The following is a 17,604-nucleotide window of genomic DNA, read 5'->3' as shown; positions in this document are numbered from 1 at the left end:
AACGTACGCGCCTCAATCCCAGGTATGGACGGGCTCATTACTGTGCATCCGCTGGACATACTCCCGCAACATTTCCGCCAGCGCTTTGGGCCTGGTCATCCCCTGTGACTGCAGTTTCTGCACCGTTGCCACCTGCCAGGTCGAACCCGTTTTTCCGGTCTTCGCGCGGCCTTCGATCACCCCGAGGTAGCGGTCGCACACTTCGCCGGCCACGCCCCAGCGGCGCAGCCCGTCGTGCGCCATCGGGAGCAGCTTGCGCAGCACCAGCTCATCGGGGGTCACCTCGCCCAGGCCGGGCCAGTACAGCCGGGCGTCCAGACCGTGCTGGGCGCCCTCGACGAAATTGTGGTGGGCCGCGGCGAAGCTCATCTTGGTCCACAGCGGCCGGTCCTCTTCGGACAGCGTGCGCAGCAGCCCGTAGTAGAACGCCGCATTGGCCAGCATGTCCACCACGGTCGGACCGGCCGGGAGCACGCGGTTCTCCACCCTCAGATGGGGAACGCCGTCGACCACGTCGTAAACCGGGCGGTTCCAGCGGTAGATGGTCCCGTTGTGCAGCCGCAGCTCGGCCAGCTGGGGTGCCCTGCCCGCCGCGAGTTCGGCGACGGGATCCTCGTCGGACAGCTCCGGCAGCAAAGACGGGAAGTACCGCACGTTCTCCTCGAACAGGTCGAAGATCGAGGTGATCCAGCGCTCGCCGAACCAGACCCGCGGTCGCACGCCCTGGGCCTTGAGCTCGTCGGGGCGGGTATCGGTGGACTGCGCGAACAGCTCGATGCGGGTCTCGGCCCACAGCTGATGACCGAAGAAGTACGGCGAGTTGGCCCCGATCGCGAGCTGCGGGCCTGCCAGCACCTGGGCGGCGTTCCAGTTCCGGGCGAAATCGGCGGGGGAGACCTGCAGATGCAGCTGCATGCTGGTGCACGCGGACTCGGGCGCGATGGACGCGGACTGCAGGCTCAGCCGCTCCGGCCCGGAGATGTCGATCGGCATGTCCTCGCCGCGGGCGGTGAAGATGGAATCGTTGAGGGCCTGATAGCGCGTCGACTCGCTCATCCAGCCGTCGGAGAGGTGCTCGGGCATCAGCGTCGGCAGGATCCCCACCATCACTATGTGTGCGCCGTCCTCGTTGGCCTTGATCTCGGCGGCATTGAGGCTGAGCCGCACCTCGTTCTCGAGGTCCAGCGCGGCCCGGCCCTGCAGCGGGCGCGGGGGGACGTTGAATTCGATGTTGTAGGCGCCCAATTCGGTCTGATAGGCGGGATCGGCGATGGATGCCAGTACCTCTTGGTTGGTCATCGCGGGCTGATATTCGTTGTCGACGAGGTTGCATTCGATCTCCATGCCGGTGAGCGGACGCTCGAACTCGAAACTCGACTGCGCCAGCATGGTTTCGAAGACGTCCAGGCACAGCTGGACCTTGCGCCGGTACTCCTGCCGGTGCGCGCGGCTGAACTCGGTGTTCTTGACCTCTTCACCCACACCGCGATGCAACAACGCGAATGGCGGTGCGCGCAGCAGAATGGCCAAATGGCCACGGAGGCGAGCCGACCAAGGAGCACGGCGGTGGAGGACGATCAGGGCGGGCTCGAGCAGATCGGGCACGCCGACCGGGTCGCCGCGCTGACCGGAGTGCGTGCGGTGGCTGCGATGACCGTGATGGGAACGCACGCCGCGTACGGCACCGGGCTGCTCTCCCAGGGCTACCTGGGCCTGATGAGCGCCCGCCTTGAGGTGGGGGTGGCGATCTTCTTCGTGCTCTCGGGTTTACTGCTGTTCCGTCCCTGGGTGCGGGCGGCCGCCTCGGGGGCCGACGCACCGAGCAGCCTGCGGTATGCCCGAAATCGGTTCCGCCGCATCATGCCCGCCTACGTCGTCACCGTCCTGCTCGTCTACGGCATCTACGAACTGCGGCCCGTCGAACCGAATCCCGGGCACACCTGGATCGGCCTGCTGCGCAACCTGACCCTCACGCAGATCTACAGCGACAACTACTTCACGGAATATCTGCATCAGGGACTCAGCCAGATGTGGAGCCTTGCGGTGGAGGTGGCGTTCTACGCGGTCTTGCCGCTGCTGGCCTATCTGCTGTTGGTGGTGTTGTGCCGCAGGCGTTTTCGTCCGGTCTTGCTGCTGGCCGGGCTGGCCGTCCTGGGCGCGGTGAGCCCGGTGTGGCTGGTGCTGCTGCACACCACCGACTGGATGCCGGTGGGCGGTGGCGCCTGGTTGCCCCATTACCTGGTCTGGTTCGTCGGTGGGATGGTGCTGGCGGTGCTCGGTGCGATGGGCGTGCGCTGTTATGCGCTGGCGGCGTTACCGCTGGCCCTGGCCTGCTACCTGGTGGTCTCGACGCCGATCGCGGGCGTCGTCACGGCTCCTGCCCTCAACCTGAGCGAGGACCTGTCGAAAACCCTGTTCTATGCGGTCATCGCGGCCCTGGTGGTGGCCCCGTTGGCGCTGGGTGGGGATGGTCTCTATGCAAGGGTGATGGGCAGCAGGCCGATGGTGGCCCTCGGCGAGATCTCCTACGAGGTGTTCCTGCTGCACGTGGTCGCCATGGACCTGGTGATGGAGTTCGTGCTGGGCTGGAACGTCTACACCGGTTCGGCCACCGTGCTGTTCATCGTGACGTTGGTGGCCACGGTGCCTGCGGCGTGGCTGCTGCATCGGCTGACTCGGCCGCGCGGTTAGTGGCCGGGCCGGCGCCCGCGCGTCCGGGCGGGGCCGCCAAGCCGTCGGACGGGGCCGGAGCCGCGGTGCCGGCCCGGCCGTAATCCTGTTGGGGTGAAAGCAGATCGGCGTAGTCGCCGTACTGGGGCGCCTGTTGGGTGGCCCGGGACTGGGCTTGAGAATGTCCGTAGCCCTGGGCGTGAGCCTGGCCGTAGGCACTGCGCTGCGCCGAATCCGGTTGCGCCACCGCGGCCTGCTGGTAGTACTGCTGCACGGCTTGGTTGTAGTAGTCGAGGTAGGCCTCGTATCCGCCGGCGGCGGAGGTCGCGGCGGGCGCTTCCGGTGCCAGCCACAGCACCGCGATCGCGGCCGCGGCCTGCAATCCGTTGAGCACCGCGATGCTGGTCAGCACCCACCCCGAGGCCTCTGACGCGGAAGTCAGGGCACTCGACAAGGCGTCGAGGAAACCCGCGGCGGCCAAGAGAGCGGGCAGCCACGGACGGGCAGTCTGCTTGGGCAGCAAGCCGATTGCCGCGGCAAGGCCGGCCAGTACGGCGAACCTGACATGCCAGTCGGTGCCGCCGCCGTCGGCCGCCGGGCCGAAACTCACGCCGTAGGCGGCCAGGCCCAGCACCACCACCGCGATCGACAGGTTGCGGTGAAGCGGATTGACCACGATCACTCCTTCACATCAGTCAATGCTGTTCGCGGATGCTCGCAGATAACGCATCTCATCGTCGGTGGCGACCATCGTGACCACCGCCGAGCCGGCCTGGGTGCTGACCTTGACGGTGTCGTGCTCCAGCGAGATCAGGTCCAGCACCACGTCGGCCTGGCCGGCGGGGGTGTTCGGCGGGGCCAGCACCATGGAGGTGACGCCGATCCGGACCGACTGCTCGGGAACACCGTCGAACATCTCGACGGTGTAATTGCGCTCGGCACCGGCCTGGATGGCTCGCCGGTTGAAGTCGGCTACCCACAGCAGGTCATGGCGTCCGACCACCTCGACCATGTCGCGCCAGAACGCCGGCCGCCGGGTGTGCACCAGCACCCGGGCGCCAAGGGCCAGCGAGCGCAGCACCACCTGCTGGGCCAGGTGCAGCGTCCCTACGATCTCCACCCGGCGAATCTGCGGGCCGAACACGGGGAGAGCGACGGCCCGCCCCTGCTCGTCGGCGCCGATCACCTGACCGCAGCCCGAGGCGGGCAGGGCCAGCTCACTCAACGCATCGCCGCGAAGGCCCGACGCCCAGTGCTCGATATGGTCGGCCCCGGGCACGGTCGGGATCGGAAGGGTGGCGGCGAGCGCGGCGAACTGCTGACCGTGCAGCGGAACGAGGCCGCGCAGTTGGGTGGGGACGCGCAAGTCGCTGTCGAAGCGGACCAATCCGCGAACCTGAACCAGGTCTTCCTCGGCAGCCTCCCGCAGTGACAGGCACACCGTGGTGGAGTAGCTCGGCACCGTCCACAACAGTCCGAGGCCCGGCGTGGTCAGCATGTCAGGTTCCACGGCGAAGCTGGACAGCCGGAAGTGGCCCTCGCGGCAGTCCTCCCAGGTTTCTTCGACGGTGCCGAGATTGACGCCGTCGCTGAGCTGGTTGGTGGCCGCCGCGATGCCGCTCGCGGACAGGAACTGGGGCTGCAGGCCGGCCTCGGCCAGCCGGTTGGAGACCCGGCGGGTCGCGGTGGTGGCGGCGCGCAGGATGCCGTCGCGGTCACCACCGCGGCGACGGACCGCCTCCGCGCAGCGTGACGGATTGAACCGCACGGCAATCCACACGGTGCGCTGGGCGATCGCGGGCAGCGGTCCCAGCACGGAGTCATAGACGGCGGCGACGTCGGTGTGACCGGCCGAGCGGGCGCCCTGGCTGATGATGTCGATGGACTCCAGGGTGATGTCGAACTGGCGCAGGGAGTCCAGCAGGGCCTGCACGGGAACCATCTCGCCGGAAACGGTCGCCCCGGGCTCCAAAACGGTCAACGCCCTGGGGTTTTCGTCGATCTTGAGCAACGACAGCAAAGTTGCGCCGTTCCAACGGAATCCGATCTGCAGACCGTCGGGGGTGGGGACGTCGAACGGTTCGGCAGGCAGGGAGCTCGACGCGGCCTTACCCGTGCGTCGCCGCCGGTTGCGCACAAATCTGCCGCGCAGCGCCAGCGCCCGGGGCGCCGTCGTCCCCCGCACGACCGGAGCAACCAGCAGCAGGGCCACCACCAGGCCCACGGCCGCGCCCTGCCAGCCGGGCCGGTCCAGTAACTGGGCGGTGACCATTCCGACGACGACGATAATTTGCAGGACGACCAGGTCGACCAGTGGGAAGACCCGCTGCGGGCCGGTATCGCCGGCGGTGCTCAGCTTTGCTGCGAAAGTCAATGGACGCATCGCTTTTCGAATAGGCGCTCGGACGTCATGTCGAGGTGGTGCGGACGTGCTAAACACTACGCATGCCAGCGCAAGTTACCACTCGCGCACAGGTGAACGGCTACCGTTTCCTGATCCGTCGCCTTGAGCACGCACTCATCCGGGGCGATTCGCGGATGATCCACGACCCGATGCGCGGTCAGATGCGGGCCCTGATCGTGGGGGTGGTGATCGCTGTCCTGATCACCGGGGCCTCGGCGGTGATGGCGTTCTTCAAGCCCACGCCCAGTATCGGCGACGCACAGATCGTGCTGAGCAAGTCCAGTGGTGCGCCCTTCGTGCGGATCGGCGAGCAGATCCACCCCGTGCTGAATCTGGCCTCCGCGCGGCTGATCGTCGGAAAGAACGACAGCCCCAAACAGGTTGACGACAAATTCCTCGACGCCGTACCGCGCGGGCCGATGGTCGGCATCGTCGGCGCACCCACGAGCATCAACCGCGGCGACGACCTGGCGATGTCGTCGTGGACCGTCTGCGACACCCTGCTCACGCCTGCCGTCACCGAAACCACCGGTACGTCGAGCCTGCAGACCACGGTGCTGGCCAACGATCCGGTGCTCGACGGCGGCATCCGCCCGGCCGAGTCCGACGAGGCGATCCTCACCGAAAGCGGCGGCACCACCTATCTGGTCTACCGCGGTACGCGGGCCCCGATCGACATGTCAGATCCGGTTCTGGTCAACGGGCTTCACCTCCAGGGCGCGGCTACCCGGCCCATGTCGTTGTCCGTGCTCAATACCTTCCCGCTGGTCGACCCGATCACTCCGGTGACCATCCAGGGTTCGGGGGAGCCGGGGCCGCTCGGACCTGAGCACCCGGTGGGCGCCATCGTGAAATCCGTCGACTCCCGCGGCGAACAGCTCTACGTCGTGTTGCGCGAGGGCCTGCAGCCGGTATCGCAGGCCACCGCCGACATCATCCGCTACGGCGCCTCCGGCGAGGAGACCACCGGGCAGGCCGCCGAGATCGCCCCGGCGACGCTGGCCGAGGTGCCGACCGTGCACCGGTTGGCGACCGACCATTACCCCATGCAGGCGCCCCGCATCGTGCCGCCCAATCCGGATCGGGTGGTGTGTATGGGCTGGCAGCGGTCCAACACCGACGCCCGCGCGAACGTGCGGCTTCTGGTGGGGCACCGGTTGCCCACCGCCGAGGGCGCGCAGATGGTCCGGCTGGCCAGTGCCGACGGCGGCGGTGCCGGGGCCGACTCGGTGTACCTGACGCCGGGGGCCGGGGAGTATGTGCAGGCCACCGGCAACGACCCGGACAGCCGCTCGACGGGGCAACTGTTCTACGTCTCCGATACCGGAGTGCGCTATCACATCAAGGATTTGCCGACGGCCGAGGTGCTCGGCGTCGCCGGCGTCAAGGTTCCCGACGGCCCGGCCAACGCCCCGCAGTGGGCACCGTGGCCGGTGCTGTCGCTGCTGCCGGCCGGGCCGGAGCTGTCCCAAGAAGCGGCGCTCGTCGCCCATGACGGCATGGCGGCCGACCCGGACAGCAGCAAGGTGGCGACGGGCAAGCCGTAGTCAGAGGCGCATCTCGCGGAAGAACGCGTAGACCCGGACGATCCAGAAGCACAGCGGGAAAAGCGATCCCACCGCGATGTATTCGAGTATCTCGACCTGGCGCCGCGCCACCGGGGAGAACTCGCGCAGGGGTGCGACCAGCCCGCAGGCCAGGATCAACACCATCAGGACGAGCAGCACCACCACGGCACGGGTCTGCCACCCCTCGACGTTCAGTGCGGTCTTGAGGACCACGGCGACGGCGATGGTCAGCCCGCTGCCGATGAGCGTGGCCGATTGCACCAGGTCATGGTGGCCGCGACCGCGCAGGCACAGTACCGTCGCCACCATGACGGCGAAAACGGTGCCCTGCCAATAGAACCCGTCGCTGACATCCACCGCCAGGTAACAGCCGACCAGGGCCGCGAGGGCGGCCGCGACGAGAATCCCGGTGAGGTGCTGATTGGCCCGCCGGACCCGCCTGATCAGGTCTTCTTCGGTGGGGATGATCTGCTTGCCGATCGCGTTGACGCCCTCGACAGTCGGACCGCCCTGGGTCTCGATGTCGTCGAGCGGCTCGCCGGCCGTCGGCACCCGTGGGATCGGGAGTTTCGAGAGTCCGATGGTCACCCGCGGGGCGAGGTAGACGACGATAACGGCGACGGTGGCGAGCAAAGCGCCCACCGCGCGGATGGGCGCGTGCCACAGCAACATCGCCGTCGAACTGACGCCGCCGAAAGCGCATGCCGCGATGATCGCGGTGTACACGGCCGATCCGGTGCCCGAGACAAGAAGCACCAGGAGCGCACCGAAAGCGGTCAGCGCGAAGGCCATCGGCAGCGATGTCGCGCCGGAACCGCCGGGCACCAGGTACAGCGAGCCCGCGAACACCAGCGGCGTCGACACGGCGGTGATCCAACCCGGCGCCGCGGCGGGCGCGGGCCGGTGCGCCACCAGGCAGGCCAGCACCATCCCCATCACGCCGAGGGCCAGCACCGCCGCGGGCACCGCGGGCTGGGCCGCCCAGTGCGCCACCACACTGGCCAGCGTGACCGCGGCGGCCGCCGTGACGCCGAAGCCCGCGAGCGCGTTCGCCTTGTCCGTGAGCCAACTGCGGACCGTGCCGGCCTCGGTGGCATGGGTGTCGTCGACGTCGTCGAACAGCAGTGGGCTGACCGGCTGGCCCACGGCGCAGATCATCAACAGGTCGCCGTCGTGGACCCCCGCCTCTCCGAGCGACAGGTGCGGGGCGATCGGTGCGCCGCCGAGCGGGGCCAGCGTCCACCGGCCGTCGGCGGCGTCGAACTCGACGATCGCGTCCTGGGTCGTGATCTGTTCATTCGCGATATCGATGACATCGGGAATGTATTGGGCGATGCTGACGTGTGCAGGCAGCCCGACGTCGATGTTCAGTTCGCCGACCACCAGGGTCAATCGGCTCAGCTCGGGTTCGGCTTCGGCTTCGAGCTCTGGCTCAAGTAGGGTCACAATCCAGTCGGCCTCCTGCGCAATGGGATTGCTCGACACGAACAATACCCAGCATCCGGCTCCAGCAGCTTCCGGGGAGGGAAGGTTGAGTACGCAGGGGTTCGTCCGCCGCTTACGGGTGGCGCCGCCGCGGATGCCCGGAGGCGAGGTCAACCTGGCCCCACCGCCCGAGGTGCCGCGGGCCATCCCCGGCAACCTGATGATGCGGCTGATGCCGTTCGTGATGCTGGTCGCGGTGATCGGCATGATCGCGCTGATGGTCACGGTCGGTGGCCGGGACATGGCCAGAAGCCCAATGTTCCTGTTGTTCCCGATGATGATGATCATGTCGATGGTCGGCATGTTCATGGGCGGCGGGAACCGCAATGGCAAAGCCGCCGCCGAGCTCAACGAGGAACGCAAGGACTACTTCAGCTATCTGGCGAATCTTCGCGAGGAAGCCGACACCACCGGCGCCGAACAACGCACGGCGCTGGAATGGAGCCATCCCGATCCGCGGGCGCTGAGCGACGTGGTGGGCACCCGGCGGATGTGGGAGCGACGGCCCAGTGATGCGGACTACTGCCACATCAGGGTAGGGATCGGGACCCACCGGCTGGCGACGCGGTTGATGGCGCCCGAGACCGGTCCGCCCGAAGACCTGGAACCGGTGTCGACGGTGGCGTTGCGCCGGTTCGTCAAGACCCATTCAGTAGTGCACGCACTGCCCACCGCGGTGTCGCTGCGGGCGTTCCCCACCATCACCTTCGAAGGGGAGCGCAAGCTCGCCCAGCAGCTGGTGCGCTCGATGGTGTTGGAGCTGTGCACTTTTCACGGGCCCGACCACGTGCAGGTGGCGATCGTCACGGCCAACCCGGACGGCGAGAACTGGAGCTGGGTGAAATGGCTGCCGCACGCGCAGCATGCGTCGACCCGTGACGGCATGGGTTCGATGCGGCTGCTGTTCCCCACGCTCGAGCTCATGGAGTCGGCGATGTCGGCCGAGCTGGCCGAACGCGGCCGGTTCACCCGCAACGCGCAGCCGACGCAGGGTCTCAAACAACTCGTCGTCGTGTTGGACGACGGATTCGTCACCGGCGACGAGCAGCTGATCACCGACGCCGGGCTGGACAGCGTGACACTGCTGGATCTCAATGGCCTGCGTGCCGGGGCCTCGGCCCGCCGCAGCCTGCAACTGGTCCTCGACGGTGACGACGTGGCCGCCCGCACCGCGGTGGGTGTCGAGCGGTTCGCGACCCCGGACACGATCACGATTCCCGAGGCGGAGACCACGGCGCGGCGGATCGGCCGCTACCGCCCGGCGAACGCCGCGCACATCGTCAGCCTGGAAGCCGATTCACGGGCAGTCGATCCCGGCCTGATGGCGCTGCTGAAGATTCCCGACGCGGCAGGCATCGTGCCTGAACAGGTGTGGCGGCAGCGGTCGCCGCGGGAACGGTTGCGGGTGCCGATCGGCATCACGCCGAACGGTCAGCCCATCGAACTCGACATCAAGGAGGCGGCCGAGGGCGGCATGGGCCCGCACGGGCTGTGTATCGGCGCCACCGGCTCGGGTAAGTCGGAATTCCTGCGCACCCTGGTGTTGTCGATGATCACGTCGCACTCACCCGAGCAGCTCAACCTGGTGCTCGTCGACTTCAAGGGTGGCGCCACGTTCCTCGGCCTGGACGGGATCGCCCACATCGCGGCCATCATCACCAACCTCGAAGACGAGCTGACGATGGTGGACCGCATGCGTGACGCGCTGTCGGGTGAGATGAACCGCCGTCAGGAGTTGCTGCGGGCCGCCGGAAACTTCCCGAACGTCACCGAATACGAGCGGGCCCGCGCGGCCGGGGCCGACCTCGAACCGCTGCCCGCCCTGTTCGTCGTGGTCGACGAGTTCTCCGAACTGCTGTCCCAGAAACCGGATTTCGCCGAGTTGTTCGTGATGATCGGCCGGCTGGGCCGCTCGTTGCACATGCACCTGCTGCTGGCCTCGCAGCGCCTCGAGGAGGGCAAGCTGCGCGGTCTGGACTCGCACCTGTCCTACCGGATCGGCCTCAAGACGTTCTCCGCGGGCGAGTCTCGCAGCGTGCTCGGCGTGCCCGACGCGTATCACCTGCCCAGCGTCCCAGGTTCGGCGTTCCTGAAATGCGACGCCTCCGAGCCGATCCGGTTCAATGCCTGCTATGTGTCGGGGGACTACGTCAAACCCAGGATCTCGGCGCGTACCGGGCGGGTGACCCATTTGGGGGCCCTGGCGCCCAAGCTGTTCACCGCGACGCCGGTCAAGAAGGATCCGGTGCCCCAGCGCGTGCCGCTGCCGCACGAGATGCCGGAGACCGAGCCGGAACGGGCGAGCTCCGGACCCACCAAGACGACGCTGCTCGACATGGTGGTCAGCCGGCTGCGCGGGCACGGCAGGCCCGCCCACGAGGTGTGGCTGCCGCCGCTGGACGACAGCCCTGCCGTGAACGAGCTTCTGCCCGAATCGGATTGGTCGTCCCCGCAGAACCTCAACGGCCGGTTGTGGATGCCGATGGGTGTGGTGGACCGGCCCTACGACCAGCGCCGTGACGTACTCATGGTCGACCTGTCCGGCGCCCAGGGCAACGTCGCGGTGGTCGGCGGGCCGCAGTCGGGCAAGTCGACCACGCTGCGCACCCTGATCATGGCCGCGGCCGCCACCCACACTCCCGAGCAGTTGCAGTTCTACTGCCTGGACTTCGGCGGCGGCACGCTGACCAGCCTGGCGAAGTTGCCGCACGTCGGCGGGGTGGCCGGCCGGATGGATGCCGACGCCATCCGGCGCACCGTGGCCGAGGTGGCCGGGGTGCTGCGCAGCCGGGAGCAGCTGTTCCGCGAACTCGGCATCGAATCCATGCGCGACTTCCGCCAGCGCAAGGCCCGGCTGGCCGCGCTACCGCCGGAAGAGGCCGCGCAGGATCCGTTGAGCCAGGACAACTTCGGCGACGTGGTGCTGGTCGTCGACGGCTGGGCATCGATCAAGAGCGACTTCGAGCAGCTCGACCCGGTGATTCAGTCGCTGGCGATCCAGGGCCTGTCCTACGGCGTTCACGTGGCGATCACCGCATCGCGGTGGATGGAGATCCGGCCGGCGGTAAAGGACATGCTCGGCACGCGCGTCGAGCTGCGCCTCGGTGACCCGATCGACAGCGAGGTGGCCCGGCGGTCGGCCGAACTGGTCCCGATCGGGCGGCCCGGTCGCGGCATCAACTCCGAGCGCCTGCACATCCTGATCGCGTTGCCGCGGCTGGACTCCAGTTCCGGCGTGGAGGATCTGCCGGCCGGGGTGGCAGGTGCCGTCGAGGCGGTGCGCGCCCACTACCAGGACCGCGAGGCGCCGAAGGTGCGGATGCTGCCGCACGACGTCAACCGCGACGACGTCGTCCGCGTCGCCCGCGATGCCGGCCAGCTCAGCAAGGCGCGAATCGCCATCGGCATCAACGAAGAAGAGCTCGCGCCCGTCATCCTGGATTTCGATTCGCAACCACACCTGGTGGCCTTCGCCGACACCGAATGCGGAAAGACCGGTCTGCTGCGCAACATCGCTGCCGGGGTGATGGAGAACGCCACCCCGGTGGAAGCCAAGATCATCCTGGTCGACTTCCGTCGCTCGATGCTCGGTGTCGTCCCCGACGAATACCTGGGCGGCTACGCCACGGCCCCGCAGTCGTGCACGGATCTGATGACCGCACTCGCGGGCGCGCTCAAAGATCGTCTGCCCCCCAACGACATCACCCAGCAGCAGCTCAAGGAACGGTCGTGGTGGTCGGGGCCGGATCTGTTCGTGATGATCGACGACTACGACCTGATCCCCGGTGGTTCGCTGAGCCATCCGCTCGGACCGCTGGTCGAGTATCTGCCGCAGGCCCGTGACATCGGCCTGCGCGTCATCATCACCCGGCGCAGCGGCGGTGCCGGACGGGCGATGATGGATCCGATCGTCGGACGTCTGAAAGACCTGTCCTGCAACGGTTTGGTGATGAGCGGAAGCAGAGACGAAGGCGGCCTGTTCGGCGGATACAAGGCCAGCGCCATGCCTCCCGGCCGCGGCATGCTGGTCTCGCGGACCACCCGCAGCGGCGTGGTTCAACTGTCGAGGATGCCCGACCTGTGACCGGGGTCGAGGAGCTTCGCCCGGTGCACGTGGTGTCCGCGGCACCCGAGGCGATCCGGGTGTCCGTGGTCGGCGGACGCACCCAGCTCGATGTCGCGTTGCCTGCCGACGTCCCGGTGGCGGCGTTCCTGCCCGAGTTGGCCCGGTTGATCAAGTCCCGCGACGACGAGCGCAGTGATGACCTGGCCGACCGCGACGAGCGGCGGACCTTCTGGGAGCTCAGTCGCGAGGGGCGGGCCGGCACCGGTGTGCTGCAGCCCGACCGCACGTTGCGTGAGGCCGGGGTGAAAAACGGCGAGCTGTTGCGCCTTTCGGCTCGTCGGGCGCTGTCGCCGCCCGCGTTGTACGACGACGTGGTGGACGCGGCGGCCCGGCTGAACCGGGCGTCATATGCGGCCTGGAGTGCCACGGCGGCGCGGATGATGGCCTTCGCCGGGTTGTGGCTGTGCGCGGCGGTGTGGGTGGTCCTGCTGCTGGCGCCGGCGTTGTCGGCGCACCGGGCGATGATCCTGGTGGCAGCAGCACTGATGCTGGTGACCCTGGTCGCCGGTGCGGCGCTGGCCCGCCGGGTGTTGGCCCGATCCGACATCGCCGCGGCGGCGGGTCCGCCGGTGATCGCCGTCGGCACCGCGGCGGGCTGGGTGCTTGCGGCCCCGCACGGTGCGGTCGGTCTGGCCGCTACCTGCGCAATATTGTTGGGGCTCACGGTGATCTGTCACCGGGTGATTGCCGCGGGTCATTGGACCTATGTCGCCGCGGCGGTGCTGCTTGGTTTCGGCACGGTGGCGTTCGGGGCCTACGCGCTTGGCGTACCGGTCCCCGTGGTGGCCACCGTGACCTCCGTGGTCGCGGTGTTCGCGTGCCTGGCGGTGCCGGCACTGACGGCGCGGCTGGACCAGTACCCTGTGGCATCCGTGGTGGCGTCCCGCGGGGACGATCCCTTCGCGGCGTCTGCCGCGACGGACGAACCTGGCACCCCGATGCCGAGCGCTGAGCAGGTGTGGGACCGGGTGCATTCCGCGGTGCTGACCCGCTCGGGGCTGCTGGCCGGTGCGGCGACGACCGCGCTGATCGGCACCGCCGCAGTGCTGCGGGTTGACCCTGACTGGGCGGCCTTCGCTTTCGCCCTCGGCTGCGGTGCGGTGCTGGCACTGCACAGCCGCCGGGCGGCGACCTGGCCGGAACGCGCCGCGCTTGCCGTACCCGCGGGTGCGCTCGTGCTGGCGGCCTGCGTGCAGGCCCAGTCCGGGGTGTGGCCACTGCAGCTCACCGGGGTGGTCGTGCTCGCGGTGGTGGCCGTCGGCGGGGTCGCGGCCCCGTACCTTCGCCGGTTCCGGGCGGCCGCCGGCTACCTGGAGTATCTGGCCGTGGCCGCGGTGATCCCGCTGGCCCTGTGGCCGCTCGGACTCTACGAACGGCTGGCCGGCTAATGACCGCCCGGCGGTACGCGGCGGTGGTGACCGTTGTTCTCACGGTGGCGCTGGCCGGCTTCGGCGCGCCCCCGGCCGGTGCGGTCACGCCGCCCGTCGTCGAACCCGGTCCGCCGCCGACCGGCCCCGTCGCACCGACACAGCCGACCGAGCAGAAGTCGATCTGCGGCGTCCCCACCGGCGTGCTGCCCGGTACCGACTTCACCAAGCAGACCAGCGCGGAGGCCATGCTCGAATACCGTAAGGCCTGGCGCTTTTCGCGCGGCGCAGGGCAGAAGGTGGCGGTGATCGACACCGGCGTCAACCGTCATCCGCGACTGCCCGCGCTCGAGCCGGGCGGCGACTACGTGTCGAACAGCGACGGACTGGTCGACTGCGACGCACACGGCACCCTGGTCGCCGGCATCATCGGCGCGGCGCCTGCCGACGGCGACAGCTTCGCCGGCGTCGCCCCCGAGGCGACGATCCTGTCGATCCGGCAGAACAGCGGGGCCTACAGCGTCGCGGGCACGAGCAGCGGCCAGAACGACGACCCCAACGCGACATCGGCCGGTTACGGCAACACGCGCACGCTGGCACTGGCGATCGCCCGAGCAGTCGACCTCGGCGCCACGGTGATCAACCTCTCGGAGGTGGCCTGCGCTCCGGTGGCGGCCGGAATGGACGATCGCGAACTCGGGCGTGCGGTGCGCTACGCGTACGAACGGAACGTCGTGGTGGTGGCGGCCGCGGGCAACTTCAACTCCCAGAGCATGTGCAGTGCGCAGAACAACATGAACGACCCGAACCAGCCGTTGCACACGGGCTGGAACAGCGTCAGCACCATCGCCAGCCCGGCCTGGTTCTCCGACTACGTGCTGACCGTCGGCGCCGTGACCACATCGGCCACCCCGGCCGACTTCAGCCTGCACGGGCCGTGGTTGGCGGTCGCCGCCCCCGGCGAGCGGGTCACCTCATTGGATGCCGGCGGGCCAGGGCTGAGCAACGCACAACTCGGCCAGCAGGGCCTGGCCCCGTTGAACGGCACCAGCTTCGCGGCGCCGTTCGTCTCGGGCGTGGTGGCGTTGATCCGCTCCCGCTACCCCGCGCTGACCGCCGGTGAGGTCAAGGATCTGGTCGAACGCACGGCCCGCACCCCGGGGAATGGACCCAACCAGGCCACGGGTTATGGAGTCGTGGACCCCGTCGCGGCACTGACGTACCAGCTCACGCCCGGGACCACCGAGCGCGATGTCACCGCCGGGTCACCGATCAGCGGGCCACCGCAACCTGATGCGGGTAATGTGCGGGCGCGCAGGATCGTCTTCACCGTCACCGCGGCGTGTCTTGCGTTGATGGTGGCGGCGGTGGCGGTGGCTGCTGCCCGGCGGCGGACCAGGTGAGTTAGGGGGAAGATGCCGGACGAGAATCGGCCGAACGTCGAGCCCACATCGCTCGATGACTTGGCTCCTGGGGAATTGGACGAGGTGGAGGCCCGGGCGGCCGCGCTGCTGGAACAGATTGCGGCGCAACGCACAGCCAGGCAGAACCACACCGCCGCGTCGCCGGCAGACGACACCACCGATGCGTTCGTGGTGTCTCCTCCGCCTCCGCCTCCGCCTGCGGCTGAACCGGCTCCTGAGCCGCCCCCGGCCGCGCCGGTCCGCCGGCTCGCCCCGCCCCCGTGGCAGATGCACAGCGCGATCGGGTCACGGGAGTTCGCCGAACGATTCGAGCTCGACCAGCCGGAACCGCAGCGCAGTCCGGAACCTGAGCCTGAGCCTGAGCCTGAGGCGGCGGCTCCTGAGCGCCCGGAACCGCCGAACGGCTTGATCCCGATTCCGCCCCTGCGGCCACGGCATGCCCTGCCGCCGGATGCGGGGCCTCAGCTGCCCGCGCCGTTGCCGCCGCCCCCGCCTCCGCCGCTGCCCCCGCTGCCGTTTCCGCCGCCGGGATTCATGCCTCCGCTGATGCCCCCGCCGGGCACGGCTCAGCCGCCGCAGTATTCGCCGGTACCGCCGTCGCTCGACGACGCCGGGATCATCAACCGGGCTCGCAACGCACCCCATTCGGGATGGCGCCGGGCCGTGCACCTGGCGAGTGCTGGCAGACTCAACCCCGGTGAATCACGCAAGGAGCGTGAGCGGGACGATCTGCTGGGCCAGATCCGTCAGCCGATCGCCGGCGACTTCCGGATCGCCGTGTTGTCGATCAAGGGCGGGGTCGGCAAGACCACCACCACGTTGGGGCTGGGTTCGGCGCTGGCGATGATGCGCAACGACCGGGTGATCGCGGTGGACGCCAACCCGGACCGTGGGACGTTGGCCGAGCGGGTGCGGGATGCGTCGAGCCAATCCACTGTGCGAGATCTGTTGTCGGATCCGGACATCCAGCGTTATGCCGACGTCCGCAGCCACACCCGCATGGCGGGCAGCCGACTGGAAGTCCTGGCCAGCGAGCAGGAACCCGCGGTGTCGGAGGTGTTCGGCGAATCGGACTACCGCCGCACCGTCAGCATCCTGCGTCGCTACTACAACATCATCCTCACCGACTGCGGCACCGGCATCATGCATTCCGCGATGGCCGGTGTGCTCGACCTGGCGCATGCGATCGTGCTGGTCAGTTCGCCTGCCATCGATGCGGCGCGCAGCGCATCGGCGACGCTGGACTGGCTGATGCAGCACGGTCACTCCGCGCTGGTCCGCGAAGCGCATGTGGTGCTCAGTGCCTCACGACCAGGATCGGCGAAGCTCAAACTGGACAAGGTCTACGAACACTTCGAAGCTCGGTGCCGCTCGGTGCACATGATCCCGTTCGATCCGCACCTGGCCGAAGGTGCCGATGTCGACTTCGACCTGCTGGACCCCGCCACCCTCCAGGCGTATCTGGAACTGGCTGCAGCAGTGGCGGAAAAGTTTCCGCGACTGCGGGGCGCGCCCCAGTACCGCTGACCGCACCGGTACTGATCGTGTGTGGAGGCAAAGAACGCGCGCCCCGGTGCAGGGTGTGAGAGCTATCGGCGGCCGACACGGACTGTCGAGTAAACCTTGGTTATCTACGCGCGGGTGGCAAATTGAGGCGTGAGTGCCATTGCAACGATGGCAATTTCGCAAACGTAATTGTTCGTGCACTCAAATATGGTCGGCCATAATCGAATTCGGCAAAGAACGTGGCGGGGCGTTTGTGAATCTGGAACACTGATCGGAATGAGCAACGATGCCCTCCGGCATCAGATGACCGAGGTGCTCGCCTTGGTCTCGGAGCAGATGGCCGATATTGCTGCGGTGCAGCGCGAGCAGGCGCAGCTCACCGCAAGTGCTGAAGAGGCCGATGGCTTGGTCGCGGTGACGGTCGACGCCCGGGGCCATGTCATCGAGACCGTGATCGACGAGTCGTATCTCGAAGAGTACGAACTCGAAGAACTCGGTGGCCATGTCACCGCCGCCGCGCAGGCCGCGGCGCAACTCGTGGCGCAACGGTCGGCTGCCCTGATGATGCCGATCGAAGAACGCCGCAAGCAGTTCCCGTCGTTTTCGGACTTCGTGGACGGCGCGCCGGATCTGCGCGAGATGACGCAGGCGGTATTCGACCATGCGACCGCGGTTCCCCAGACAGACGACCGCCCGGATCACGACGGCGCGGACGAGGCTGCGTTCCCCACCGTGAGGAGATGATCGATGGCTGACGAGTTAGGTGTCGGACCTTCTGACCTACGGGCGACCTCGAGGAACCTCAGCGATGTCAGCTCCAGGATGAAGAACGTGCTGTCTACACTCCAAGCCAATCTGGCGGCTGAGGGTGCGCCGTGGGGTGACGACAAGATGGGGGATGAATTCGCCAAGGGGGAATCTGGTCACCTGTCTCAGCGGCACTGGGTCGATGGTTCCGTAGCGGCCAAGACTGACCTGCTCGATTACTACTCGGGTGGCCTTCGGGGCGCGGCGAACTCCTTCGAACAAGACGACCAGGCATAGCGTCCCCTCC

11 protein-coding genes and 1 pseudogene are annotated in these 17,604 nt (G+C 68.4%); 8 read left to right on the top strand and 4 right to left on the bottom strand.

From position 1 onward, the window contains the following. Positions 1-12: 12 nt before the first annotated feature. Positions 13-1,482, bottom strand: coding sequence for a glutamate-cysteine ligase family protein (locus G6N57_RS03560; protein WP_077741629.1), 1,470 nt, complete (start codon positions 1,480-1,482; stop codon positions 13-15). 48 nt (positions 1,483-1,530) lie between these two features. On the opposite strand from G6N57_RS03560, the gene G6N57_RS03555 reads away from it, so the two are divergent. Then, positions 1,531-2,691 (top strand): acyltransferase family protein, encoded by a 1,161-nt coding sequence (locus tag G6N57_RS03555; protein ID WP_097926510.1) that lies wholly within the window; start codon positions 1,531-1,533, stop codon positions 2,689-2,691. Here the strand turns inward: G6N57_RS03555 and G6N57_RS03550 are convergent. Beyond that, positions 2,621-3,346, bottom strand: coding sequence for a DUF5336 domain-containing protein (locus G6N57_RS03550; protein ID WP_133118401.1), 726 nt, complete (start codon positions 3,344-3,346; stop codon positions 2,621-2,623). The genes G6N57_RS03555 and G6N57_RS03550 overlap by 71 nt on opposite strands. Before the next feature lie 15 nt (positions 3,347-3,361). Continuing rightward, positions 3,362-5,053: a type VII secretion protein EccE gene (eccE, locus tag G6N57_RS03545; RefSeq protein ID WP_077738608.1), complete on the bottom strand. Its 1,692-nt coding sequence runs from the start codon at positions 5,051-5,053 to the stop codon at positions 3,362-3,364. A 62-nt stretch (positions 5,054-5,115) separates the two neighbouring features. On the opposite strand from eccE, the gene eccB reads away from it, so the two are divergent. Then, positions 5,116-6,621, top strand: a complete 1,506-nt coding sequence (eccB, locus tag G6N57_RS03540) for a type VII secretion protein EccB (RefSeq protein WP_077738609.1) — start codon at positions 5,116-5,118, stop codon at positions 6,619-6,621. Here the strand turns inward: eccB and eccD (G6N57_RS03535) are convergent, their stop codons facing one another. Then, entirely contained in the window at positions 6,622-8,127 is a 1,506-nt protein-coding gene (gene eccD / locus G6N57_RS03535) for a type VII secretion integral membrane protein EccD (protein ID WP_235680583.1), read from the bottom strand. 46 nt (positions 8,128-8,173) lie between these two features. On the opposite strand from eccD (G6N57_RS03535), the gene eccCa reads away from it, so the two are divergent. The 6 genes and pseudogenes from eccCa to G6N57_RS03505 all read left to right on the top strand — a co-directional run bounded on the left by eccCa (position 8,174) and on the right by G6N57_RS03505 (position 17,594). Next, the gene (gene eccCa, locus G6N57_RS03530) at positions 8,174-12,211 is read left to right on the top strand and encodes a type VII secretion protein EccCa (protein WP_077738611.1); all 4,038 of its coding nucleotides are present in this window, start codon (positions 8,174-8,176) and stop codon (positions 12,209-12,211) included. Next, a complete protein-coding gene (eccD, locus tag G6N57_RS03525) occupies positions 12,208-13,641 on the top strand; it encodes a type VII secretion integral membrane protein EccD (protein ID WP_162563898.1) in 1,434 nt (477 codons plus the stop codon). Before eccCa ends, eccD (G6N57_RS03525) begins: the two co-directional genes overlap by 4 nt. Next, on the top strand, positions 13,641-15,023 hold the full coding sequence (mycP, locus tag G6N57_RS03520; RefSeq protein ID WP_077738613.1) for a type VII secretion-associated serine protease mycosin: 1,383 nt from the start codon (positions 13,641-13,643) through the stop codon (positions 15,021-15,023). Before eccD (G6N57_RS03525) ends, mycP begins: the two co-directional genes overlap by 1 nt. 153 nt (positions 15,024-15,176) lie before the next feature. Then, a pseudogene (locus tag G6N57_RS31930) lies at positions 15,177-16,571 on the top strand (MinD/ParA family ATP-binding protein); the annotation flags it as partial. 255 nt (positions 16,572-16,826) lie between these two features. Then, positions 16,827-17,294: a YbaB/EbfC family nucleoid-associated protein gene (locus G6N57_RS03510; protein WP_077738614.1), complete on the top strand. Its 468-nt coding sequence runs from the start codon at positions 16,827-16,829 to the stop codon at positions 17,292-17,294. 3 nt (positions 17,295-17,297) lie between these two features. Continuing rightward, positions 17,298-17,594 (top strand): hypothetical protein, encoded by a 297-nt coding sequence (locus G6N57_RS03505; RefSeq protein ID WP_077738615.1) that lies wholly within the window; start codon positions 17,298-17,300, stop codon positions 17,592-17,594. Positions 17,595-17,604 lie beyond the last annotated feature (10 nt).

This window comes from Mycolicibacterium boenickei (assembly GCF_010731295.1).
Classification (GTDB): Bacteria; Actinomycetota; Actinomycetes; order Mycobacteriales; family Mycobacteriaceae; genus Mycobacterium; species Mycobacterium boenickei.
The sequence above is the reverse complement of the archived record's forward strand: the minus strand, read 5'-3'. Positions and strand labels throughout refer to the sequence as shown.

Bases quoted from the DNA above. Each gene is read 5' to 3' on its own strand.
- G6N57_RS03555 (WP_097926510.1), top strand. From the start codon at position 1,531: ATGGCCACGGAGGCGAGCCGACCAAGGAGCACGGCGGTGGAGGACGAT.
- eccE (WP_077738608.1), bottom strand. From the start codon at position 5,053: ATGCGTCCATTGACTTTCGCAGCAAAGCTGAGCACCGCCGGCGATACC.
- eccB (WP_077738609.1), top strand. From the start codon at position 5,116: ATGCCAGCGCAAGTTACCACTCGCGCACAGGTGAACGGCTACCGTTTC.
- mycP (WP_077738613.1), top strand. From the start codon at position 13,641: ATGACCGCCCGGCGGTACGCGGCGGTGGTGACCGTTGTTCTCACGGTG.
- G6N57_RS03510 (WP_077738614.1), top strand. From the start codon at position 16,827: ATGAGCAACGATGCCCTCCGGCATCAGATGACCGAGGTGCTCGCCTTG.
- G6N57_RS03505 (WP_077738615.1), top strand. From the start codon at position 17,298: ATGGCTGACGAGTTAGGTGTCGGACCTTCTGACCTACGGGCGACCTCG.